This window comes from Pseudomonas sp. 1L-E-NC-VB-C3 (genome assembly GCF_057291535.1).
This window is the reverse complement of record NZ_JBXAWD010000005.1, coordinates 318,843-342,662: the sequence shown is the minus strand read 5'-3', so window position 1 is coordinate 342,662 and position 23,820 is coordinate 318,843. Positions and strand designations below refer to the sequence as shown.

16 protein-coding genes are annotated in these 23,820 nt (G+C 60.4%); 10 read left to right on the top strand and 6 right to left on the bottom strand.

The features are described 5' to 3' along the window. Positions 1 to 4 precede the first annotated feature (4 nt). The 3 genes from topA to AC0Z5Z_RS11485 all read left to right on the top strand — a co-directional run bounded on the left by topA (position 5) and on the right by AC0Z5Z_RS11485 (position 3,647). On the top strand, positions 5 to 2,638 hold the full coding sequence (topA, locus tag AC0Z5Z_RS11495) for a type I DNA topoisomerase (protein ID WP_016775493.1): 2,634 nt from the start codon (positions 5 to 7) through the stop codon (positions 2,636 to 2,638). A gap of 144 nt (positions 2,639 to 2,782) precedes the next feature. Continuing rightward, positions 2,783 to 3,307 (top strand): DUF6586 family protein, encoded by a 525-nt coding sequence (locus AC0Z5Z_RS11490; RefSeq protein ID WP_041477347.1) that lies wholly within the window; start codon positions 2,783 to 2,785, stop codon positions 3,305 to 3,307. Positions 3,308 to 3,413: 106 nt separating this feature from the next. Next, the gene (locus AC0Z5Z_RS11485; protein ID WP_003226592.1) at positions 3,414 to 3,647 is read left to right on the top strand and encodes a hypothetical protein; all 234 of its coding nucleotides are present in this window, start codon (positions 3,414 to 3,416) and stop codon (positions 3,645 to 3,647) included. A gap of 97 nt (positions 3,648 to 3,744) precedes the next feature. Here AC0Z5Z_RS11485 and sulA read toward each other — a convergent pair whose 3' ends face one another. Further along, the gene (gene sulA / locus AC0Z5Z_RS11480; protein WP_041477346.1) at positions 3,745 to 4,218 is read right to left on the bottom strand and encodes an SOS-induced cell division inhibitor SulA; all 474 of its coding nucleotides are present in this window, start codon (positions 4,216 to 4,218) and stop codon (positions 3,745 to 3,747) included. A gap of 10 nt (positions 4,219 to 4,228) precedes the next feature. After that, the gene (gene lexA, locus AC0Z5Z_RS11475) at positions 4,229 to 4,837 is read right to left on the bottom strand and encodes a transcriptional repressor LexA (protein ID WP_016775490.1); all 609 of its coding nucleotides are present in this window, start codon (positions 4,835 to 4,837) and stop codon (positions 4,229 to 4,231) included. 229 nt (positions 4,838 to 5,066) lie between these two features. Between lexA and AC0Z5Z_RS11470 the strand changes: the two genes are divergently transcribed. From AC0Z5Z_RS11470 to AC0Z5Z_RS11455, 4 genes are all read left to right on the top strand, one after another. Continuing rightward, entirely contained in the window at positions 5,067 to 5,774 is a 708-nt protein-coding gene (locus AC0Z5Z_RS11470) for a TetR/AcrR family transcriptional regulator (protein WP_056791523.1), read from the top strand. A 158-nt stretch (positions 5,775 to 5,932) separates the two neighbouring features. Next, positions 5,933 to 6,943 (top strand): beta-N-acetylhexosaminidase, encoded by a 1,011-nt coding sequence (gene nagZ, locus AC0Z5Z_RS11465; protein ID WP_485611102.1) that lies wholly within the window; start codon positions 5,933 to 5,935, stop codon positions 6,941 to 6,943. Positions 6,944 to 6,956: 13 nt separating this feature from the next. Next, on the top strand, positions 6,957 to 7,694 hold the full coding sequence (locus AC0Z5Z_RS11460; RefSeq protein ID WP_016775487.1) for an S-methyl-5'-thioinosine phosphorylase: 738 nt from the start codon (positions 6,957 to 6,959) through the stop codon (positions 7,692 to 7,694). A gap of 9 nt (positions 7,695 to 7,703) precedes the next feature. After that, a complete protein-coding gene (locus tag AC0Z5Z_RS11455) occupies positions 7,704 to 10,997 on the top strand; it encodes a DEAD/DEAH box helicase (RefSeq protein ID WP_485611101.1) in 3,294 nt (1,097 codons plus the stop codon). A gap of 148 nt (positions 10,998 to 11,145) precedes the next feature. Here AC0Z5Z_RS11455 and AC0Z5Z_RS11450 read toward each other — a convergent pair whose 3' ends face one another. Genes AC0Z5Z_RS11450 through mfd form a run of 3 tightly spaced genes read right to left on the bottom strand, consistent with a single transcriptional unit; the run spans position 11,146 to position 17,874 of the window. Continuing rightward, positions 11,146 to 13,836 carry an SNF2-related protein gene (locus AC0Z5Z_RS11450; protein WP_485611100.1) on the bottom strand — a complete coding sequence of 897 codons (2,691 nt, stop codon included), beginning with the start codon at positions 13,834 to 13,836 and terminating at the stop codon, positions 11,146 to 11,148. Between the two features lie 11 nt (positions 13,837 to 13,847). Continuing rightward, complete coding sequence (locus AC0Z5Z_RS11445; protein ID WP_056791507.1) at positions 13,848 to 14,414, bottom strand: CsiV family protein; 567 nt, start codon at positions 14,412 to 14,414, stop codon at positions 13,848 to 13,850. A 10-nt stretch (positions 14,415 to 14,424) separates the two neighbouring features. Beyond that, positions 14,425 to 17,874 (bottom strand): transcription-repair coupling factor, encoded by a 3,450-nt coding sequence (mfd, locus tag AC0Z5Z_RS11440; protein WP_150634827.1) that lies wholly within the window; start codon positions 17,872 to 17,874, stop codon positions 14,425 to 14,427. A 354-nt stretch (positions 17,875 to 18,228) separates the two neighbouring features. On the opposite strand from mfd, the gene AC0Z5Z_RS11435 reads away from it, so the two are divergent. Continuing rightward, positions 18,229 to 19,692, top strand: coding sequence for a glyceraldehyde-3-phosphate dehydrogenase (locus tag AC0Z5Z_RS11435; protein ID WP_236169416.1), 1,464 nt, complete (start codon positions 18,229 to 18,231; stop codon positions 19,690 to 19,692). A gap of 106 nt (positions 19,693 to 19,798) precedes the next feature. On the opposite strand, the gene tcuC is transcribed toward AC0Z5Z_RS11435, so the two are convergent. Continuing rightward, positions 19,799 to 21,097 (bottom strand): tricarballylate/proton symporter TcuC, encoded by a 1,299-nt coding sequence (gene tcuC / locus AC0Z5Z_RS11430; RefSeq protein ID WP_485611099.1) that lies wholly within the window; start codon positions 21,095 to 21,097, stop codon positions 19,799 to 19,801. Positions 21,098 to 21,172: 75 nt separating this feature from the next. On the opposite strand from tcuC, the gene AC0Z5Z_RS11425 reads away from it, so the two are divergent. Beyond that, positions 21,173 to 22,219, top strand: a complete 1,047-nt coding sequence (locus tag AC0Z5Z_RS11425) for an FAD:protein FMN transferase (protein ID WP_485611098.1) — start codon at positions 21,173 to 21,175, stop codon at positions 22,217 to 22,219. Positions 22,220 to 22,420: 201 nt separating this feature from the next. Further along, positions 22,421 to 23,815: a Si-specific NAD(P)(+) transhydrogenase gene (sthA, locus tag AC0Z5Z_RS11420; RefSeq protein ID WP_016775479.1), complete on the top strand. Its 1,395-nt coding sequence runs from the start codon at positions 22,421 to 22,423 to the stop codon at positions 23,813 to 23,815. Positions 23,816 to 23,820: the final 5 nt, after the last annotated feature.

Sequence of the window (23,820 nt, the reverse complement as noted above, 5' to 3'; positions counted from 1 at the left end):
ATCCATGGGCAAATCGCTGGTCATTGTGGAATCCCCGGCTAAGGCCAAGACCATCAACAAGTATCTGGGCAACCAATACGTGGTGAAGTCGAGTATCGGCCATATCCGAGACCTGCCCACCAGCGGTTCGGCTAGCGCCAGCAAAGAGCCAGCCGCCAAGCGCGGCAAGGCTGCTGCGGGCGAAGGTCCGGTGCTATCGCCGAAAGAGAAAGCGCGCAAGCAGCTGGTCTCGCGCATGGGCGTCGATCCCGAGCACGGCTGGAAAGCCCAGTACGAGATCCTTCCCGGCAAAGAGAAGGTCATCGAAGAGCTGCGCCGGCTCGCCAAGGATGCTGACACCATCTATCTCGCAACCGACTTGGATCGCGAGGGGGAAGCCATTGCCTGGCACCTGCGCGAAGCCATCGGTGGTGATGACAGCCGTTACAAGCGCGTGGTGTTCAACGAGATCACCAAGAAGGCGATTCAGGAAGCCTTCTCCGAGCCGGGCGAGCTGGACATTGATCGTGTCAACGCCCAGCAGGCGCGTCGTTTCCTCGACCGCGTCGTCGGCTACATGGTATCGCCGCTGCTGTGGGCCAAGATCGCCCGTGGTCTGTCTGCCGGGCGCGTGCAATCGGTTGCCGTGAAACTGGTGGTCGAGCGTGAGCGCGAAATCCGTGCGTTCAATCCCGAAGAATACTGGGAAGTGCATGCCGATCTCGGTACTGCCAAAGGCTCGACCGTGCGTTTCGAAGTGGCTCGCGAAAAAGGCGAAGCCTTCAAGCCGCTGAACGAAGCCCAGGCCATGGCTGCGCTGGAGAAGCTCAAGTCCTCCAGCTACAGCATCGTCAAGCGCGAAGACAAACCGACCAGCAGCAAGCCGTCGGCGCCGTTCATCACGTCGACCTTGCAGCAGGCTGCGAGCAACCGCCTCGGTTTCGGCGTGAAGAAAACCATGATGATGGCCCAGCGTCTGTACGAAGCTGGCTACATCACTTACATGCGTACCGACTCGACCAATCTCTCGGCCGACGCCGTGGCGATGGCGCGCACATACATTGAGGACGAATTCGGCAAGAAATACCTGCCGGAAACGCCGAATGTTTACAGCAGCAAGGAAGGCGCGCAAGAGGCTCACGAAGCGATTCGTCCGTCCGACGCCAATACCACGCCGAGCAAGCTGGCGGGTATGGAGCGCGATGCCGAGCGTCTGTATGAGCTGATCTGGCGCCAGTTCCTAGCCTGCCAGATGCTGCCGGCGCAGTACCTGTCGACCACCGTCAGCGTCGGCGCTGGCGACTTCGAGCTGCGTGCCAAGGGCCGTATCCTCAAGTTCGACGGTTACACCCGGGTGATGCCGCAAATTGCCAAGCCTGGCGATGATGACGTGCTGCCGGACATGGCCCAGGGCGATGTGATGAAGCTGATCAAGCTTGACCCGTCGCAGCATTTCACCAAGCCACCGGCGCGTTATTCCGAAGCCAGTCTGGTCAAGGAGATGGAAAAACGCGGCATCGGTCGTCCTTCGACTTACGCTGCGATCATTTCGACCATTCAGGATCGCGGTTATGTGACCCTGCACAACCGTCGTTTCTACTCGGAAAAGATGGGTGACATCGTCACCGAACGTCTGTCCGAGAGCTTCTCCAATCTCATGGACTACGGCTTCACCGCCGGCATGGAAGAGAACCTCGATGACGTGGCGCAGGGCGAGCGCGACTGGAAAAACGTGCTGGACGAGTTCTATGGCGACTTCAAGAAGAAACTCGAAGTAGCGGAAAACCCGGACAGCGGCATGCGCGCCAACCAGCCGGTCATGACTGACATTCCGTGCACCACTTGCGGTCGTCCGATGCAGATTCGTACCGCATCGACTGGCGTGTTCCTCGGCTGTTCGGGCTACAGCCTGCCGCCGAAAGAGCGCTGCAAGGCCACCGTCAACCTGGTGCCGGGCGATGAAATCGCAGCGGACGACGAGGGCGAATCGGAATCGCTGGTACTGCGTGGCAAGCATCGCTGCCCGATCTGCAGCACGGCGATGGACGCCTACCTGCTAGACGAGAAGCGCAAGTTGCATATCTGCGGCAACAACCCGGATTGCGCCGGTTACGAAATTGAAGAAGGCAGCTATCGCATCAAGGGCTATGAAGGTCCGAGCCTGGAATGCGACAAGTGCGGCAGCGAAATGCAGCTCAAGACCGGCCGTTTCGGCAAGTTCTTCGGTTGCACCAACCCTGAGTGCAAGAACACCCGCAAGTTGCTGAAGAGCGGTGACGCGGCGCCGCCGAAGATGGATCCGGTGAAGATGCCTGAGCTGAAATGCGAAAAGGTCAACGACACCTACATCCTGCGCGATGGTGCGTCCGGTCTGTTCCTGGCCGCCAGTCAGTTCCCGAAAAACCGCGAGACTCGCGCTCCGCTGGTGATCGAGATTCTGCCGCACAAGGACGAGATCGATCCGAAGTACCACTTCCTGTGCGAGGCTCCGCAAAAGGATCCTGACGGTCTGCCAGCGGTCATCCGCTACAGCCGCAAGACCAAGGAGCAATACGTACAGACCGAAGTCGACGGCAAGCCGACAGGCTGGAAAGCGTATTACGACGGTGGCAAGTGGACTGTTGAAGACAAGCGCAGCGCAAAGGCCAAGGCTGAGTAAGCGCTAGTCTGAACAGCAAAAAGGCCGCATGAACCCTTCGGGTTTTCATGCGGCCTTTTTGTTTTTTGCTTGCGCTGGCATCGGCTGATCCATGACACTGCCGGGCCTGTGTGAAGCAATTATTTCGTTGTGGAGGCTGCCGTCATGGCCCACGAACTCTATACCCGCACCAACCAGAAGATCTATTTCGCCGGCCTGTCACTCGAAGCTCTGGCTCGTGCTGAAGAAGGGCGGGCGATGAATTCTCTGGCGCTGATCCAGGCCGGGCGTGAGTCGGCGTTGTTCCACCTCTACGGCGCACTGCTGGGCTTGTGTCATGAGATCGCCGGCTTTTATCGTCTGCCGCAGGCCAATTCGCCGAGGGCAGAGGAGTTGTTGAAGCGCGAAGTGCTGGAGTCGATCGCCATTCCGGAGTTGGCCGAAATGGTCGAGCTGGCCGGTAATCCGGAAACCTGGCTGGCGAAACTGCTGGCGGCGCACGCAGCACTGTTTCAGCCACCGAGGGCGCCACGCAAGCCGAAAGGCGACGTGACGCAGCCGCTGATCCAAGCGATTAATCTTGATGAAGAAGAGGCGCCGGAAGAGCTCAGTCGAGACGAGCTGGAGAGCTGGCGGCAGAACCTTAAAGGTCTGGCCCTGCGTTTCCGTGAAGGTTTGAATGAGTGCTGATTGGATTTGGCGCAGTGGCAATCTGAAACATGCTGCTGGTCAAGATCCCGAGCGAAGCTCGAATGATGTCTATATAATCGCTGCCTTTCGTGGAGAACAGACTTATATGCCAACGTCCTTTCTAGAAATTGTCGAGTTACCAGACGGCCGAATCGAACTGCGCAGGGCCGAGGACGAAGGTTCTCTGGTGACGCTGGATTTCTCCGAGGATGCCAAGGCGTTCCTGCAAGGCCAGCACGTTGAAATTGCCAAAGCGATGTTGAGCGTCGGCGTGCAGATGGCAGGTCGTATGGTTGAAGGCGAGTTTGATAAGGAAGAAGGGCCGCGGGTTCTTCATTGATCCACGCTTTGGCCTTTTCTCGGTCGCTTGCGCTTCAGATCGGCTTCTCTGTCCTTGGAGAAGCCCTGCGCTTCACACAGCGCGCATTACTCAACAATCAACCCAAACGAATGTTCAGGCTCTGAGCTTCGCCCGTGCGCGCGGCGCTGATCAGTTGTTGCCGTGAATTGGCATTCAACGGGTTTAGCCAGGTCACCACGGTGTGGCTGCGACCCAGTCGCAACGCTTCGCACGCCAGTTGCTGAGCACTCTGCGTGCCACGCGGTTGCAGCAGCAGGATGCGTTCGCGGTTCAGGCCGGCATCGCGCAGCCAGGTTTGCGTCAGGCTGGCGGGTGGGGCGATCAGCGTCAGCCAGCGCGCATCCTGATCCTCGCTCAATTCACGGAGGATCGGCGCTAGCAGGTTCAGGCAGTTCCCGGCCGCACCACGCAGTGATAGCTCACTGAAGGCGTCAGGTTTGGCATTCCAGTCACGCTCGACCACGTCTTTGAGGATCGGCGCAATCGGTTGCGCCAGAAACGCTTCAAATAAAGGCAGTTGTGTTTGCTGAGGTGTGTGTGGGAACTGCATGGAGCCTCCTTTAGCGGCGAATGACGCCGACACTCAAGCCTTCGATCACCAGTTCCTGATCTTTCAGGTCGACTTCGATAGGGGCAAACTCGGGGTTCTCGGCAATCAGCCAGACTTTGCTGCCTTCACGCTTGAAGCGTTTGACCGTCACTTCGTCGCCGATACGCGCAACCACAACCTGGCCGTTACGCGCTTCGCGGGTGGTATGCACTGCCAGCAGGTCGCCGTCGAAGATGCCGATATCCTTCATGCTCATGCCGTGCACACGCAACAGGTAGTCGGCGCGAGGATGGAAGAAGGTCGGGTTGATGTTGCAGGATTCTTCGATGTGCTGCTGGGCGAGGATCGGCGCGCCGGCAGCCACTCGGCCAATGATCGGCAGGGTGGAGTCGTCGGCCTTGGCTTCGAAGCCGGGAATACGAATGCCGCGGGAAGCGCCCGGGGTCATCTCGATCGCGCCCTTGCGGGCCAGGGCCTTGAGATGTTCTTCCGCCGCATTTGGCGATTTGAAACCCAATTCCTGAGCGATTTCCGCACGGGTGGGCGGATAGCCGTTGTCTTCGAGGCAACGTTTGATGAAGGCCAGAATCTCGGCTTGGCGTGGCGTCAGCTTTAGCATATTGATCGCTCTGTCTTTTTATACAGTGACTGGGATTATATACAGTGAAGCGGTCTTGGCAATGGGCGTTTTTTTGCCGCCCGCCGAGCGGTCGCGAAGGGCGCTTATTAATGCTGGCGCCTTGTGTGGTTAAATAGCTGACCGACCATTCCCAAAACGAACCGGCAGGCTTGACAAGGCTTAGGCTGAAACGTATGTTTCAAACAAGTGTTTGTCAGGCGGAGTAGCCATGGCCCAGTCGGAAACCGTTGAACGCATTCTTGATGCTGCCGAGCAGTTGTTCGCGGAGAAAGGATTCGCTGAAACCTCATTGCGTTTGATCACCAGCAAGGCTGGCGTCAATCTGGCTGCGGTGAATTATCACTTCGGCTCGAAAAAGGCGCTGATCCAGGCCGTGTTCTCGCGCTTCCTCGGTCCGTTCTGCGTCAGCCTCGATAAAGAGCTGGAGCGCCGTCAGGCCAAGCCTGAGAACAAGCCGACCCTCGAAGAGCTGCTGGAAATCCTCGTCGAGCAAGCGCTCGTCGTGCAGCCTCGCAGCGGTAACGATCTGTCGATCTTCATGCGTTTGCTCGGCCTCGCGTTCAGCCAGAGCCAGGGCCACTTGCGGCGTTATCTGGAAGACATGTACGGCAAGGTGTTCCGCCGCTACATGCTGCTGGTCAATGAAGCGGCGCCACGCATTCCACCGATCGAGCTGTTCTGGCGCGTGCACTTCATGCTCGGCGCCGCAGCGTTCAGCATGTCCGGGATCAAGGCCTTGCGCGCGATTGCCGAGACCGATTTCGGCGTGAATACCTCCATCGAACAAGTGATGCGCCTGATGGTGCCGTTCCTCGCTGCCGGCATGCGCGCCGAAACCGGCGTCACCGATACAGCCATGGCCAGCGCGCAATTGCGTCCGCGCAGCAAATCCATACCGGTCGCCGCCAAGGTTTGACCGCGCACGGGTGGGCGCGGCAGCTGGTATCCGCTAAGCTAGCCGGCCATGCCGACTCTCGTACTGAACCCGATCTGCATGAATTCTGCTGACCGTCCGGGCATTGCCCACGGTAGCGAATGCAAGCAGATCGGGTTTTTCGTTTTCAAGGAATCTCTATGACTGCTGGCCTGCAAGGCTCGTTGATGGTGGACGTCGCCGGTACCTGGCTGACGGCCGAAGATCGCCAATTGTTGCGTCAGCCCGAAGTGGGCGGCCTGATCATTTTCGCCCGCAATATCGAGCATCCACGCCAGGTGCGCGAACTGAGCGCCGCGATCCGCGCGATTCGTCCGGATCTGCTGCTGGCGGTGGATCAAGAGGGCGGGCGTGTGCAGCGCTTGCGTCAGGGTTTCGTCCGTCTGCCAGCGATGCGCGCCATCGCCGATAACCCGAATGCAGAGTATCTCGCCGAGCAATGCGGCTGGATCATGGCCACCGAAGTGTTGGCGGTCGGGCTCGACCTGAGTTTCGCCCCGGTGCTGGATCTGGACTATCAGCGCAGCGCCGTGGTCGGCACCCGTTCTTTCGAAGGCGATCCCGAGCGCGCCGCCTTGCTCGCCGGTGCATTCATTCGCGGCATGAACAGCGCCGGCATGGCCGCCACCGGCAAACATTTCCCAGGCCACGGCTGGGCCGAAGCCGACTCCCACGTAGCGATCCCGAACGACGAGCGCAGTCTCGACGAGATCCGCGCCAATGATCTGGTGCCCTTCGCCAAACTCAGCAAACAACTGGCCGCCGTCATGCCGGCCCACGTCATCTATCCGCAAGTCGATGCACAGCCCGCAGGTTTTTCCCGACGCTGGCTGCAGGACATTCTGCGCGGCGAGTTGCAGTTCGACGGCGTGATCTTCAGCGATGATCTGTCGATGGCCGGCGCCCACGTGGTCGGCGACGCTGCCAGCCGCATCGAAGCCGCGCTGAGTGCCGGTTGCGACATGGGTCTGGTGTGCAACGACCGCGCGGCAGCCGAGCTGGCGTTGAGTGCTGCCCAGCGCATGAAGGTCAAGCCTTCTGCTCGCATCGCCAGGATGCGCGGTCAGGCCTTCGCCAGCACCGATTATCGTCAGGACCCGCGTTGGCTCACCGCCCTCGGCGCGCTCAAAGACGCTCAACTGATCGATTAAGGATTTTTTCGTTATGACCGTTTACGCAATCATCGGTGGCACTGGCCTGACTCAGCTCGAAGGCCTGAGCATTCGCCAGTCGCTGGCAGTCGACACCCCTTACGGCGCGCCTTCGGCCGAGGTGCAGATTGGTGAATACGCCGGCAAGGAAGTGCTGTTCCTCGCCCGTCACGGTCACCCGCATCGTTTCCCGCCGCACAAGGTCAACTACCGCGCCAACCTGTGGGCGTTGAAGCAGGCGGGTGCCGAAGCGATCATCGCCGTAAATGCCGTTGGCGGGATCCATCCGGCCATGGGCACCGGGCATTTCTGCGTGCCGCACCAGATCGTCGACTACACCAGTGGGCGCGAGCACACCTATTTCGCCGATGATCTGGAGCACGTCACCCACATCGATTTCAGCTTTCCCTACAGCGAGCCGTTGCGTCAGCAACTGATTGCCGCGGTCGCCGCCGAAGGCTGCGAATATAGCGATCAAGGCGTGTACGCCTGCACCCAGGGTCCGCGTCTGGAAACGGTCGCCGAGATCGTGCGACTGGAGCGTGACGGCTGCGACATCGTTGGCATGACCGGCATGCCGGAAGCGGCGCTGGCGCGTGAGCTGGATCTGGATTACGCCTGTCTGGCGCTGGTGGTGAATCCTGCAGCCGGCAAGACCACCGAAGTGATCACCATGGCCGAAATCGAGCAGGCCCTGCACGATGGCATGGGCAAGGTGAAATCAACGTTGGCGCGAGTGCTGGCCAGCTAAGGACTGTCCATGAGCATTTTCATCGAACGGCTTAAAGGGCTGACATGGACCCACGCATTCAGTAGCAAGGCGTTGGCCAAGGCCCGCGCTTATGCCGCCGATGACCGGGTAGAGATCCTCGAGATCGATGACAAGAAGATAGAGGCGTTCTGCGTCGGATCGCAACTTCAGGCGTATGAGCAAACCATTTACCTGTCAGAAGATCGGTTGGGATCGGTTAGCTTGCGATGCCTGTGCAGCTGTCCGGTTGCACTGGACTGCAAGCACAGCGCAGCGGTGCTCTATCACCTGCTGGGCACTGGCGAGGATGCGTCTGGAAGTGACGCGCAGACCCCGTTGGGACGAGCGCTGGAGCATTGGCTTTCAACAATTCCCGTGCCGGCCAAGCCCGCTGAAGAAAGTGCGCAAACCGCAGGCACGCGTCTGTTTTACAAGCTCAAACCGACGTCTGCGAACGGCAAGTGGCTGCTCGATATTTTCAAGGTCTACCAGCTCAAGAGCGGCGAGTTACGCGAGGTCAAACCGATGTACTCGCTCGCGGAAATGCTCATGCGCCAGCCCGGCTACCTGTCCGAGCTGGATCTGCGCATCGCCCGGCTGTTGGTCGCCATGCATTCCCATCACGCCTATTACAGCGGCTATCCGCTGGAAGGCAGCAGTGGCGCCGAACTGCTGGAAATGCTCCTGCGTACCTCGCGGCTGTTCCTCGACTTCGAAGACCTGCGAGCGCTGACACCGGGGGCGAAACGCGTCGGTCAGTTCTCTTGGGCCGAGCAGGCTGACGGCGGATTCCGCGCGCAGTGGAGCAGTGCCGAAGCCGCGCAGGAAACCGTGCTGGCGCTGGAGCCGCTTTATTACCTTGATCGCGAGCAGCGCCAGGTTGGCCCGCTGTTCACTGAGCTGGAAGAAAAACTCGCCTGCCATTTGACCCTGGCGCCAGACATTCCGGCGCGTCAGGCCATGCAGTTCAGCCATCGCATGAGCGCGGCGACCCAAATTGCGCCACCGCACAAGCTCACCGAACGGATCATCGATGACGTGCTGCCGCAGCCGCAGCTCGTCCTGGTCAGCGGCCGGGAACGTTCGCGCTGGGAATATGTGCTGGAGCACCGCGCCGCTCTGCTGTTTACCTACAACGGTCATCCGGCGGTGGATCGCAACCCGGAAGTGATGATCCTCAACGGCAGCGAAACCCAGCGCATTCAGCGTCAACCGGCGCTGGAAAAGAAGCTGCGCCAGAACCTGCAAAAACATGGCTTCAAGAAAGCCACGCGCAAGAGTGCAATGGATCGTCCCGGTGAGATGTTTACCTTGCCGGATGATTCCGCCTGGCTCGGGTTCATGCACGAAGGGCTGGCCACACTGCGCGCCGCAGATTGGAAAATCGAGATCAGTCCCGGTTTCCATTTCGATGTACAACCGGTTGAACAGTGGTACGCCGAGGTCGAAGAAGAGGCCACGCATCAGTGGTTTGATCTGCAGTTGGGTATCGTCGTCAACGGCGAGCGCTACAGCTTGCTGCCGATCCTTCTGCACCTGTTGCGGACCCAGCCGCGCTTGCTCGACCCGGTCAATCTGGCGCAGCGCAACGATGATGAAAAACTCCTGATCGAGCTCAAGCCCAGCGGTTTTGGCGACCCGGCCGGCGCCAAGGTCGCGTTGCCGCTGAGTCGGGTCAAACCGTTGATGGCCACGCTGGGCGAGTTGTACCTGGGCGGCCATCAGGGTGATGCGCTGCGCTTGACCGCTCCCGACGCCGCGCGTCTGAGTATGCTCGATGGCGTGCCGCTGGATTGGCAGGGCGGCGAACGTCTGCGGACCTTTGCCAAGCGCCTGCAAAATTCCAGTCACGCCCACATCGCTGCGCCGGCCGGCCTCAACGCGCAATTGCGCCCGTATCAGCTCGAAGGCCTGAACTGGATGCAGACCCTGCGCGAGCTGGAGGTCGGCGGCATTCTGGGCGATGACATGGGCCTGGGCAAAACCCTGCAGACACTGGCGCATCTGCTCACCGAAAAACACGCCGGGCGCCTGGACTGTCCGGCACTGGCGGTGATGCCGACCAGCCTGATTCCCAACTGGCTCGACGAAGCCGAGCGCTTCACGCCGCAGTTGAAAGTCCTGGCGCTGCACGGCACCGGGCGGCAGAAGGACTTTGCCAATCTCGCCGAATACGACTTGGTGCTGACCACTTACGCATTGCTGCCCAGGGATCTGGAGATCTTGCAGCCGCAGCTGTGGAGCGTGCTGATTCTCGACGAAGCGCAGAATATCAAGAACCCGCTGAGCAAAGCCGCGCAGGCCGCCCGTGACTTGCAGGCCCGTCAGCGCTTGTGTCTGAGCGGTACGCCACTGGAAAACCACCTCGGTGAGCTGTGGTCGCAGTTCCATTTCCTCATGCCCGGCTGGCTCGGCGACAGCAAATCCTTCAATCGCGATTACCGCACACCCATCGAGAAGCACGGCAATGTGCAGCGCATGCAGCACCTGACCGCGCGCATCAAGCCGTTTTTGCTGCGACGCAAGAAGGATCAGGTCGCCACCGAGTTGCCGCCGAAAACCGAGATCATCCACTGGGTCGAACTCAGCGATGGTCAGCGCGACGTCTATGAGACGGTGCGTGTGGCGATGGACAAAAAGGTCCGCGACGAAATCGCCCGCAGCGGCGTGGCGCGCAGCCAGATCATCATCCTCGATGCGCTGCTCAAGCTGCGTCAGGTCTGCTGCGATCTGCGCCTGGTCAATATGCCGCTCACGGCAAAGGCGTTGCGCTCGGGCAGCGGCAAGCTGATCAGCCTGATGGAGATGCTCGAAGAATTGCTCGGCGAAGGGCGGCGCATTCTGCTGTTTTCCCAATTCACCTCGATGCTGGCGCTGATTGAGCAGGAGTTGCAACAGCGCGGTCTTGCCTACTCATTGCTGACCGGCGACACCATCGACCGGCGCACGCCAGTCAAGGATTTCCAGGGCGGCAAGGTGCCGTTGTTCCTGATCAGCCTCAAGGCCGGCGGCACCGGTCTTAACCTGACGGCGGCGGACACGGTGATTCACTTCGATCCGTGGTGGAACCCGGCAGTGGAGAATCAGGCGACTGATCGGGCGTACCGGATCGGGCAGAACAATCCGGTGTTCGTCTACAAGTTGATTGCCAAAGGCACCGTGGAGGAAAAGATCCAGGCGTTACAGCAGGAGAAAGCGGCGCTGGCCGGGGCGGTACTGGAGGGTGGCACGACTGGGGGATTCAAACTGGAACAGAGTGATATCGAGGCGCTGTTTGCGCCTTTGCCGGTTTCCAAGGGTTGAGCCCTGAGTGATTGCGCAATATTGGATGACCCCATCGCTGGCAAGCCAGCTCCCACAGGTATCGAGTTGAATCACAATCTTCGGTACAGCTCATAACCCTGTGGGAGCTGGCTTGCCAGCGATAGCTATCTAACCGGCGACGACGCTTTCAACGCTTGTCGATCTTGTCCGGCAACGGCGCAAACAGCGCTTCAATATCATCGCTCTGCAACTTCCAGTCCCCGGCCTTGCGCCCATCGAGCACGCCCGCTGCCAGGTCGGACTTTTCCTTCTGCAGGTGCTGAATTTTCTCTTCCACTGTGCCCCGGGCAATCATCTTGTAGACGAACACCGGTTTTTCCTGGCCAATGCGATAGGCCCGGTCGGTGGCCTGATTCTCGGTTGCCGGGTTCCACCACGGGTCGTAGTGAATCACCGTATCGGCTTCGGTGAGGTTCAAGCCGACGCCACCGGCCTTCAGGCTGATCAGAAAAATCTGACGCGTGCCGCTCTGGAATTCCTTCACCGGTGTGCGCCGGTCACGGGTCTGGCCAGTGAGAAGGGCGTAAGCGATCTTGCGTTTTTTCAATTCCTTTTCGATCAATGTCAGCATCGAAGTGAATTGCGAGAACAGCAGAATCCGCCGGCCTTCTTCGAACAGTTCCTCAAGCATTTCCATCAGGCTGTCGAGTTTGCCCGAGGTGCTGCCGCGTGCGGGCAGGGTGGCGTCGTTGACCAAGCGCAGATCGCAGCAGACCTGGCGCAGCTTGAGCAATGCTTCGAGAATGATGATCTGGCTGCGCGCCACGCCTTTGCGGGTGATCTCGTCGCGGACCTTCTTGTCCATCGCCAGGCGCATGGTCTCATACACGTCGCGCTGCGCTTCGTTGAGTTCGACCCAATGAATGATTTCGGTTTTCGGCGGCAGCTCCGTGGCGACCTGCTCTTTGGTACGGCGCAGCAGAAACGGTTTTATCCGACCGTTGAGGTGTTGCAGTCTGACTTCACTGCCGCGCTTTTCGATCGGCACACGGTAATCGGCATTGAAGCTTTTCACGTCGCCGAGCCAGCCCGGCAGCAAGAAGTGGAACAGCGACCACAGCTCGCCCAAGTGGTTTTCCAGCGGCGTGCCGCTGAGGCACAGGCGCTGGCGCGCGTTCAGCTCGCGCGCGGCCTGAGCGGCTTTGCTGTTGGGGTTCTTGATGTATTGCGCTTCGTCCAGCACCAGCACGTGCAGCGGCTGTTTGGCCAGGCGCTCGAGGTCCTTGGGCAACAGGGCGTAAGTGGTGAGGATCAGGTCGAAGTCGGCCAGATTGTCGAAGTGCTTTTTGCGCGTGGCGCCGTACAGCGCGAGGACTTTCAGCTGCGGGGTGAAGTGCGCCGCCTCATCGAGCCAGTTCGGAATCAGGCTGGTCGGCATCACCACCATGCACGGACGATCGAGGCGTCCGGCGTTCTTCTCGCTGAGAACATGCGCCAGGGTCTGTAGGGTTTTGCCCAGGCCCATGTCATCCGCAAGAATCCCGCCGACCTCCAGTTGCCGCAGCGATTGCATCCAGCTCAAACCTTCGAGCTGATACGGGCGCAGCGTTGCATTCAGACCTTGCGGCGCTTCGGCAGTGAAATCGCGGATGTCGCGCAGCCGCTGGGCGAAGGTGCGGATCTGCTCGCCGCCTTCCCACAACAGCGGCAGGCCTTCCAGCGAATTGAGCCGGGTGGCGTCAGCCTTGCTCAGGCGCAGGGTGGTTTCGCCCGGCTCCTGCAAATAGAACTCGCCCAGCGTCATCAATACCGGCTTCAAGCGACCGAGGGGCAGCGCCACTTGCAACGGCCCATGCTCGCTGGTGCGTTGCGGAATGTTGACCAGAATCAGCTCGTCATCGCGACGACGGGCGAGGCGTTCCGGGTTGAGGATCTCGGTGTGCGAGCGCATCAGATTCAGCAGAATCGGCAGCAGGCTCAGGCGCTCGCCGTTGACGATGATGCCCAGCTCCAGATCGAACCAGTCGCGCTCCGGCGCCTGTTCGACGGTGGCGTACCAGTCGTCGACGGCGGTCAGGTCGAAACCGAATTCCTCATCGATCTGCAACTCCCAACCCTGGCTGCGCAATTTCGGCAAGTCATTGAGCGTGAAGGTCAGCCAGGCGCTGTCGTTGACCATCTCGTAGAGTTCGCCGGCGCTTTCCGGCAGCGCTTTGCTCTGCCGGGTGGCGATGCGGAAACCGAGGATGCGTAGCTGTTCGCGGTAGGACTGTTCGACGTCCGGGTGACGTTTTATCCGCAGGGTCTGGGCTTCCTGACGGATCAGGATATCGCTGTGTTTTTGCCCGCTGACGTATTCGTCCAGATAGCTGAACGACAGCGCCGCACGATGCTGAATGTAGCGCTGCATCTTGCCGTTGCGCGGCTCGAAGGCGCTGAACTCGACGCTCGCCAGCCACAGGCGCGGCACCGGTTGCACATTGTCCACCAGCACTTGCGGTGGCGCTTTAGGGCTACGGTTCTCCAGCACGGCCTGGAGTTTTTCCAGCAACTCGGCATCTTTCGCGGCGGCGGGGTAGTCGAGGGTTTCCTGGATTTTCAGCAGCACCGCCGCGCAGTGTTTGCAGTTGCTGCGCACCGGGCAGGTGCAGGTGGCATCGACCAGCAGCAGGGTGGCTTTGGCTGACTCGCGCAGATGGATGGTCTGCCGGTAGACACTGCCGCCAGAACCTTCGCAACTGGCGGTGATGGTCGCATCGCCGACCTGGGCGATGCGCACTCGATTCTCCAAAGCGTAGCGGCGGCCGCGCTCCAGGCTCTGCTCTTTGAATCGGCTGACCCACGACGGGGCCAGCGGTTTGCTCAGGGGCGGCGGCATAAGGACGTCGATCAGTCCGGCACGACTTCAGGCGCTTCGCGAGGCGCTGGCGCGGTCAGGGAAGTGATCTTGATCAGCAGGGCCAGGTGGCCGTTGTCGAGGTAATTGAGCTGGCCGTTCTTGGTGTGGCTGTCCTGACGCAGACGCTCACTGGCGGTGACCAGGCCATTGGCGTCGATCTGATTGACCCAGAAATCGGCGGTCACGTCGGTGAAGCGGCCGAGTTTCATTTCCAGCGTGCCCTCGATGGGGAACTGGCCGAACTGTTCCTGACCTTCGCTCACTGCGACTTTCGCCGGCGCTTCGCCGAGGCTCTGCTGCCAGGCTTTGTGCATCAACACGGTGTACTCGCCGCTGGCGGTGAGTTTGTTCACTACATCATTCAGCGCTGGGGTGCGCTGGCTGTCGCTGCCCAGACGCTGGGCGCCTGCGGCCCAGTCTTCCGGGGCGGCGCGGCTGACGATGGCCGGGACGGCATTCTGGCGCACCAGGATCATTTCGACCTGATACGTGTCATCGGCAAACGCCGTCGGTGCTGCAAGTGCAAGCAACAAAGTCAGAGAGCGGAACAGGCGCATCGGGCGTCCTTCAAGCGGATTTCGGGATGAGACGCTCAAACAGCGCCTCGACAGTATTGAAACGTTCTTCCGGGCGCTCCATCGGCACCTGGAATTTAAACATCGTCGCGCCTTCGAACTTGTAGCGCTTGGGCTGCGTCTGGATCAGCTTGATCAGGGTCATCGGGTCAACCGGCGTCTGCGCTTCGAACTCGATGCGTCCGCCTTGCGGCCCGCCGTCGACTTTCTTGATGCCGAGCTTTTCCGCCTGCAATTTCAGCGCGGTGATCCGCACCAGGTTCTTGGTCGGCTCCGGCAACAGGCCGAAGCGGTCGATCATCTCCACCTGCAGATCCTTGAGGCCTTCCTCGTCGGTGGCCGAGGCGATGCGTTTATACAGAATCAACCGCGCATGCACATCCGGCAGATAATCTTCCGGAATCAGCGCCGGCACCCGCAGATTGACTTCCGGGCCGCCGCCAAGCGGTTGATCGAGGTTCGGCTGCTCGCCCTTGCGGATCGACTTCACCGCGCGTTCGAGCATTTCCATGTACAGGGTGAAACCGACGGCCTGAATCTGCCCGCTCTGACCGTCGCCGAGCAGTTCGCCGGCGCCACGGATTTCCAGATCGTTGGTGGCCAGCACGAAACCGGCGCCGAGGTCCTGGGTATTGGCGATCGCTTCCAGACGTTTTTCCGCGTCCGAAGTGATTTGCTGGCGTGGCGGTGTCAGCAGGTAGGCGTAAGCCTGGTGGTGACTGCGACCGACACGACCACGCAACTGGTGCAGCTGGGCCAGACCGAACTTGTCGGCGCGCTCGATGATGATGGTGTTGGCGCTCGGCACGTCGATGCCGGTCTCGATGATGGTCGAGGCGATCAGCACGTTGAAGCGCTTGTGGTAGAAGTCGCTCATCACCTGTTCGAGTTCACGTTCGCGCATCTGCCCGTGGCCGATACCGATGCGCGCTTCCGGCACCAGTTCGGCGAGGTCGGCGGCGCATTTTTCGATGGTCTTCACATCGTTGTGCAGGTAGTAAACCTGACCGCCACGCAGCAGTTCACGCAGCAGGGCCTCTTTGACCGTGCTCTTGTTCTGTTCCATGACGAAGGTGCGCACCGACAGGCGCCGCGCTGGTGGCGTGGCGATGATCGACAGATCGCGCATGCCCGACACCGCCATGTTCAGCGTGCGCGGAATCGGAGTCGCGGTCAGGGTCAGAATGTCGACCTCGCTGCGCAGTGCCTTGAGCTGTTCTTTCTGGCGTACGCCAAAGCGGTGTTCTTCGTCGATGATCACCAGCCCGAGGTTTTTGATCTTCACATCATCGGACAGCAGCTTGTGCGTGCCGATGACGATGTCGATCTTGCCTTCCGCCAGATCGGCGATCGCCGCGTTGACTTCCTTGGCCGATTTGAAGCGACTCATCACTTCCACGGTCACCGGCCAGTCAGCGAAGCGGTCGCGGAAACTGTTGTAGTGCTGCTGGGCGAGCAGGGTGGTCGGCACCAGAATCGCCACCTGACGACCGCCGTGCACGGCAATGAACGCGGCGCGCATGGCCACTTCGGTCTTGCCGAAGCCAACGTCGCCGCAGACCAGACGATCCATCGGTTTCGGCGCGAGCATGTCTTCGCGCACGGCCTCGATGGTGGCTTGCTGATCGGGTGTTTCCTCGAACGGGAAACCGGCGCTGAAGGTGGCGTAGTCGGCCTTCGGGTCGGCGAAGGCGTAACCTTCACGGGCGGCGCGACGGGCGTAAATGTCGAGCAATTCGGCGGCGACGTCACGCACCTGCTCGGCGGCTTTGCGCTTGGCTTTCTGCCAGGTTTCCGAGCCGAGGCGGTGCAGCGGCGCGAGCGAATCGTCGCTGCCGGTGTAACGTGCGATCAGGTGCAGGTTGGCCACCGGCACGTAGAGCTTGGCGTTCTCGGCGTATTCGAGGGTGAGGAACTCGGCGGCCTGATTGTCGATTTCCAGAATCGTCAGGCCCAGGTAGCGGCCGACGCCGTGGTCGATATGCACCACCGGCGCGCCTTCGCGCAGTTCGGTGAGGTTCTTGATCACCGCATCGTTGCTGACGTCGCTGCGCTTCTCGCGACGACGACGTTGCATGACCCGTTGGCCGAACAGCGGACTTTCCGCCACCAGCGCCAGCGCCGGGTCGTCGAGCACCAGACCCTCGTCGAGTGGGGCGATGGTGATCGCCAGACGATCCTTGCTGGCGACGAAGTCAGGCCAGCTGTCGACGGTTTTCGGCCGCAACTTCAGGCGTTCCAGCAGTTCCAGCAGGACTTCGCGACGACCCGCCGATTCAGCGGTGAACAGCACGCGACCGGGGAATTCTTCGAGGAAACCGGCCAGCGCCGCCAGCGGTTGCGTGGCCTTGGCCTCGATGGCCAGATCCGGCAGCGCATGTGCCGGGAAGCGTTCACGGCCGACGCCGCTTTCAACGTCCTGTTGACTGGCAACGACCCGTGGCCAGTTCTTCAGGCGCGCAAAGCAGTCTTCCACCGGCAGGAACAATTCGGCGGGTGGCAATAAAGGACGCGATGGATCGACGCGGCGTTCTTCGTAACGATTGCGCACGTCGTTCCAGAAGTTTTCCGCCGCCTGCTCGATGCCCGGCAGCGAGAACACTTGTGTGTCCTGAGGCAGGTAATCGAACAGCGTCGAAGTTTCGTCGAAGAACAGCGGCAGGTAGTACTCGATGCCGGCCGGAGTGATGCCGCTGCTCAAATCCTGAAAGATCGGGCAGCGGCGAAAATCGACGTCAAAGCGCTCACGGAAACGCGCTTTGAAGCGGGTTACCGCATCTTTCTGCAACGGGAACTCGCGGGCCGGCAGCAGCTTGACCGACTCGACCTTGTCGATAGAACGCTGGGTTTCCGGATCGAAGGTGCGCAGGGTTTCGATTTCGTCGTCGAACAGGTCGATGCGATACGGCAGTTTGCTGCCCATCGGGAACAGGTCGATCAGCGCGCCGCGTACGGTGAACTCGCCGTGCTCGTACACCGTGTCGACATAGCGATAGCCGCTGGCTTCGAGCCGCGCGCGCATCTGTTCGACGTCGAGCTTCTGGCCGATATCCAGCACCAGGCTGCTGCCGAGGAGGAATTTGGTCGGCGCCAAGCGATGCAGGGCGGTGGTGATCGGTACCACCAGCACGCCGTGGGCCAGTTCCGGCAGGCGGTAAAGGCTGGCGATGCGCTGGGAGATGATGTCCTGGTGCGGCGAGAACAGGTCGTAGGGCAGGGTTTCCCAGTCGGGGAAATGCAGTACGGGCAAATCCGGGGCGAAGAAACTCAGCTCCTGTTCCAGCCGTTCGGCGCTTTGGCTGTCGGCGGTCAGCAGCAGGGTAAAGCGCTTGGCAGCGCTGGCAGCCTCGGCAATCGCCAGGCTGAGGGCGGCACCGGGCAGATTGCCCCAGTGCTGTTTACCTGCTTCGGCAGGGAGTAGCGGTAGACGCAGAACAGGCACGGAAGGTTGAGCTCCAGGCGTTGCGACAAAGTCGGTAATTGTAGCGGCCTCCGGTGCCGCCTGTCAGTTGCAGACTGCGTCTATCTTCACGGTTTGGACGAAATGTAGTGGTAACCATAAAAACGAGCACTTTTTTCATGGTTATGTAGTGCCGAAACCGGGTGGTGTTACGGAGGGTTACAGACATCGTCTAACAGTCGTCGAAAAATTGACTGCGCTGAAAGCCCCGGTTTTATTGGGCTGGAGAAGGGCGTAAATTTTTTGAACGGGAATTTGTTACCGATTGCGCGACAAGCGCGCATTGCTGAAAGGGCTTGTCGGCGGCATAATGTAGCCCCTTTTTTCTGCCCCTACATGTGGAAGGTTACCGTGACTCAGAAGCCCGACCAGTGTCTTGGTGAATGGATCGACCGTGAAGCACTCGCAGAAGCGATGATTCCGCTTATCGGTCAGCTCTACCGCAATAACAACGTGGTTAGCTCGATCTATGGCCGCAGCCTGATCAACCAGTCTGTCATCGCGATTCTCAAAGCTCACCGCTTTGCTCGCCACCGTTCTTCCGACGACAGCGAACTCTCCGTCCACGAAACATTCCCACTGCTCAAGGCCATGAGCGAGCTCAAGCTCGGCGCGGCGTCGGTGGATCTGGGCAAGCTGGCGTTCAAATTCCGTAACGAAGGCAACGGTCGCAGCGCCGAGCAGTTCGTGCGTGAAGAGATGGCTGACGTGGTTGGCCAGCAGAACGCCTCGGCCCGCAAAGGTACCGACGTTGTTCTTTACGGCTTCGGTCGTATCGGCCGTCTGCTGGCGCGCATCCTGATCGAGAAAACCGGTGGTGGCGACGGCCTGCGTCTGCGCGCCATCGTCGTGCGCAAAGGCGCCGAAAACGACCTGACCAAACGCGCCAGCCTGCTGCGTCGCGATTCGGTACACGGTTCGTTCAACGGCACCATTACCATCGACGAAGAAAACAACACCATCACCGCCAACGGTAACCTGATCCAGGTGATCTACGCGAAGAACCCGACCGAGGTGGATTACACCCAGTACGGCATCAAAGACGCGCTGCTGGTGGACAACACCGGTGTATGGCGTGACGCCGATGGCCTGGGCCAGCACTTGCAGTGCCCGGGTATCGATCGCGTTGTTCTGACCGCGCCTGGCAAGGGCAAGCTGAAGAACATCGTTCACGGCATCAACCACGGTGAAATCACCGCTGACGACAAGATCGTCTCGGCTGCTTCCTGCACCACCAACGCCATCGTGCCGGTGCTCAAAGCGGTCAACGACAAGTTCGGCATCATCAACGGTCACGTCGAAACCGTTCATTCGTACACCAACGACCAGAACCTGATCGACAACTTCCACAAGGGCGATCGCCGTGGCCGCAGCGCCGCGCTGAACATGGTGATCACCGAGACCGGCGCCGCTACCGCTGCTGCCAAGGCGCTGCCTGAGCTGGCCGGCAAGCTGACCGGTAACGCGATTCGTGTTCCGACGCCAAACGTGTCGATGGCCATTCTCAACCTCAACCTTGAGAAAGCCGCCACCCGCGAAGAGATGAACGAGTACCTGCGCTACATGGCGCTGCACTCCGAGCTGCACAAGCAGATCGACTTCGTCAATTCGCAGGAAGTGGTGTCGACCGACTTCGTCGGCTCGCGTCACGCCGGTGTGGTCGACGCTGAAGCGACCATCGTGCAGGACAACCGCGTCGTTCTGTACGTCTGGTACGACAACGAGTTCGGCTACAGCTGCCAGGTAGTTCGTGTGATGGAAGACATGGCTGATGTGAATCCGCCAGCGTTCCCGCGCTAAGTCTCAGGCTTGAATGAAAACGCCCCGGCATTTTGTCGGGGCGTTTTTGTTTGTGGGCCTGTTGGATCTTCGGCGTCCTTGCCGGCCTGCTCGCGAAAGCATTCTGTCAGGCGCCGCTGGCTACCGAGGCCTGCGCGGTGCGCAACTCATGCCGGTTGCCACGGAACAGCACCAGTGTCGCAATCAAGCCTAACACCGCCGCGCCACTGAGCCAGATGCCCGGTGCTGCCTTGTTGTCCAGCACATGAATCAGATAGGTGCACGCTGCCGGAGTAAATCCGCCGAACGTCGCCGTTGCCAAACTGTAAGCCAGGGAAAACCCGGTCGTGCGCACTTCCACCGGCATGATCTCGGTCAGCGCCACCACCATTGCGCCGTTGTACGAGCCGTACAGAAACGACAGCCACAATTCGACAATCAGCAAATGGCTGAAGCTCGGATTCGCCACCAGCCACGACAGCGCCGGATAGGCCGTCAGGATTGCCAGAATCGTTGCCGTCAGCAGTAAGGGTTTTCTCCCGATCTTGTCGGATACCGCGCCCATCACCGGTAGCCAGAAGAAGTTCGACAAGCCGATGCACACCGTCACCAGCAGCGCATCGAGATCAGACAGGTGCAGTTCGGCCTTGCCGAACGTCGGGGTGTAAGCGGTGATCAGGTAAAACGACACCGTGGTCATCACCACCAGCGCCATGCCGGCAATGACGATGCCGAAGTTCTGCCCGATCGAGCGGACGATTTCGCCGAGGGTAGGGCGGTGGGTGCGCGCCTGGAACTCCGGGGTTTCTTCCAGCGAGCGTCGGATGAAAAAAATCACCGGCACGATCATGCAGCCAATCAGAAACGGTACGCGCCAGCCCCATTCGCCCATCTGCTCAGGGCTCAGCCAGTGGTTGAGGCCAACGCCGAGCAGACCGGCGAACACCACGGCTGCCTGTTGGCTGGCGGACTGCCAACTGACGAAAAAGCCTTTACGCCCCGGCGTCGAAATTTCCGCCAGATACACCGACACGCCGCCCAGTTCCACGCCCGCCGAGAAGCCTTGCAGCAAACGGCCGAACAACACCAGCAGCGGCGCGGCGACACCGAGCGTCGCGTAGCCGGGTACGCAGGCAATCAGCACTGTACCGGCGGCCATCATCGCCAAAGTGATGATCAGCCCTTTGCGCCGTCCGTGACGGTCGATATAGGCACCGAGGAAAATCGCCCCCAGCGGACGCATCAGGAAGCCGGCGCCGAAGGTCGCCAGCGACAGCATCAGCGAAGCGAACGCGCTGTCGGTGGGGAAGAAGGTTTTGGCGATGGCCGTGGCATAGAAGCCGTAGACCATGAAGTCGAACATTTCGAGGAAGTTGCCGCTGACAACGCGAAAGATCGCTTTGCCTTTGCCCGTGGTGGAGGACATGGGAGGTACTCACTGTTCAATTTTGTATAAAGGCGTTGCAGCCATGGGGAAGCGAGCGGGCGCTTGTAGTTCATAATGGCCGCCGTGGTTTTGCGGGGAGATGAAGAATTGTTAACTGGACGCTGGTTGGGGCTTGTGGTGTTGGCGGTGGCAATCGGCGGCTGCGGCAACGGCGATTCCCTGGAACAGGTCGGTGGCTCGACCATGGGCAGCACTTGGTCGGTCAAGTACGTGCGCCACCCCGGGGTCGCCGATCCTGCGCAGGTGCGCAGCAAAGTGCAGGCCATCCTCGGTGAAGTCGATCAACAGCTGTCGACTTACCGCAGTGACTCCGTCATCGAGCGTTTCAACGCCTTGCCCGCCGATAGCTGCCAAGCCATGCCGACAGCGGTGCTCGAATTGGTCCGCATCGGCGAACAGCTTTCAATGCAAAGCGAAGGCTCCTACGACCTGACCGTGGAACCGCTGCTGGACCTCTGGGGATTCGGCCCGCAAGGACGCGAAGAAAAGATCCCTGATGCGGCCGCTGTGGCCGAGGTCATGCAGCGGGTCGGCCATCAGCACCTGCGCATCGATGGCGAGCGGTTGTGCAAGGACACCGCCGTCGAAGTCGACTTCAACAGCATTGCCGCCGGTTATGCCGTGGATACCATCGCCGCCAGATTGCAGGGCATGGGCATCGACAATTACCTGGTCGAAGCCACGGGCGAACTCAAGGCCCGGGGCAAGAAGCCGGATGGTTCAGCGTGGCGCATCGCTCTCGAAGAGCCTCGCGATGACCAGCAAGTGGCCGAGCGGATTATTGATGTCGATGGCTACGGCGTGTCCACCTCCGGTGACTACCGCCATTATTTTCTGCAGGACGGTCGGCGTTATTCCCACACCTTCGATGCACGCATCGGAAGGCCGGTCCTACATGATCTGGCGTCAGTCACGGTGATTCATCCTTCAGCGTTGATGGCCGATGGACTATCGACGCTGTTGCTGATTCTCGGGCCGGAAAGGGCACGGGACTATGCCCAAAAGCATGACATTGCTGCATTCTTTGTCTTGCGTGCCGATACAGGTTTCGTCACCCGCAGCAGTCAGGCATTTACGCAGCTTGTCGGTGAAAAAAACTGACCGGAGACAAGACGAAAGCTGGCGTTGTAGTGCAGGCAAAAGTAGCCTACGACGCGACCAAGGGTTAATGTGCGCGGCGTTGACGCTTCTATAGACTGTGTCCGGGTTCTTCACTGGCCCCCAATTGTTCCTTCGCGCCGCCGTTCGGCGTGATTTAGCCGCCGGTGCTGCTGGCACCGCGGCCTGTTCTGAGGAGTACGCATGGCTGTCTACAACTACGACGTGGTGGTACTGGGTTCCGGCCCGGCGGGAGAAGGCGCGGCAATGAACGCCGCCAAAGCGGGGCGCAAGGTCGCGATGGTCGACAGCCGTCGTCAGGTCGGCGGCAACTGCACCCACCTCGGCACCATCCCGTCCAAGGCACTGCGTCACTCGGTGCGGCAGATCATGCAGTTCAACACCAACCCGATGTTCCGCGCGATCGGCGAGCCACGCTGGTTTTCCTTCCCGGACGTGTTGAAAAGCGCCGAAAAAGTCATTTCCAAACAAGTCGCATCGCGCACCGGCTACTACGCCCGTAACCGCGTCGACGTGTTCTTCGGTACCGGCAGCTTCGCCGACGAGCAGACCATCGAAGTGGTTTGCGGCAACGGCGTGGTCGAGAAGCTGGTGGCCAAGCACATCATCATCGCCACCGGTTCGCGCCCGTATCGCCCGGCGGACATCGATTTCCACCACCCGCGTATCTACGATAGCGACACCATCCTCAGCCTCGGTCACACCCCGCGCAAACTGATCGTTTACGGCGCTGGGGTAATCGGCTGCGAATACGCGTCGATCTTCAGTGGTCTGGGTGTGCTGGTCGAACTGGTCGACAACCGTGGCCAGTTGCTGAGCTTCCTTGACTCGGAAATTTCCCAGGCGCTGAGCTACCACTTCAGCAACAACAACATCACCGTGCGTCACAACGAAGAGTACGACCGCGTCGAAGGCGTGGACAACGGCGTGATCCTGCACCTGAAATCCGGCAAGAAGATCAAGGCCGACGCCTTGCTCTGGTGCAACGGCCGTACCGGCAACACCGACACGCTGGGTCTGGAAAACATCGGGGTCAAGGTCAACAGCCGTGGCCAGATCGAAGTCGACCAGAACTACCGCACCTGCGTGGAGAACATCTACGGCGCCGGTGACGTGATCGGCTGGCCAAGCCTGGCCAGCGCCGCCCACGACCAGGGTCGTTCGGCCGCTGGCAGCATCGTCGACAATGGCAGCTGGCGCTTCGTCAATGACGTGCCGACCGGCATCTACACCATTCCGGAGATCAGCTCGATCGGCAAGAACGAGCAGGAGCTGACCCAGGCCAAAGTGCCGTACGAAGTCGGCAAGGCCTTCTTCAAGAGCATGGCGCGGGCGCAGATTGCCGGTGAGCCGCAAGGCATGCTGAAGATCCTCTTCCACCGCGAGACGCTGGAAGTGCTCGGCGTGCATTGCTTCGGTTATCAGGCGTCGGAGATCGTTCACATCGGTCAGGCGATCATGAATCAGCCGGGCGAGCTGAACACCCTGAAGTATTTCGTCAACACCACGTTCAACTACCCGACCATGGCCGAAGCCTATCGGGTCGCGGCGTACGACGGCCTCAACCGGCTTTTTTGACGGGC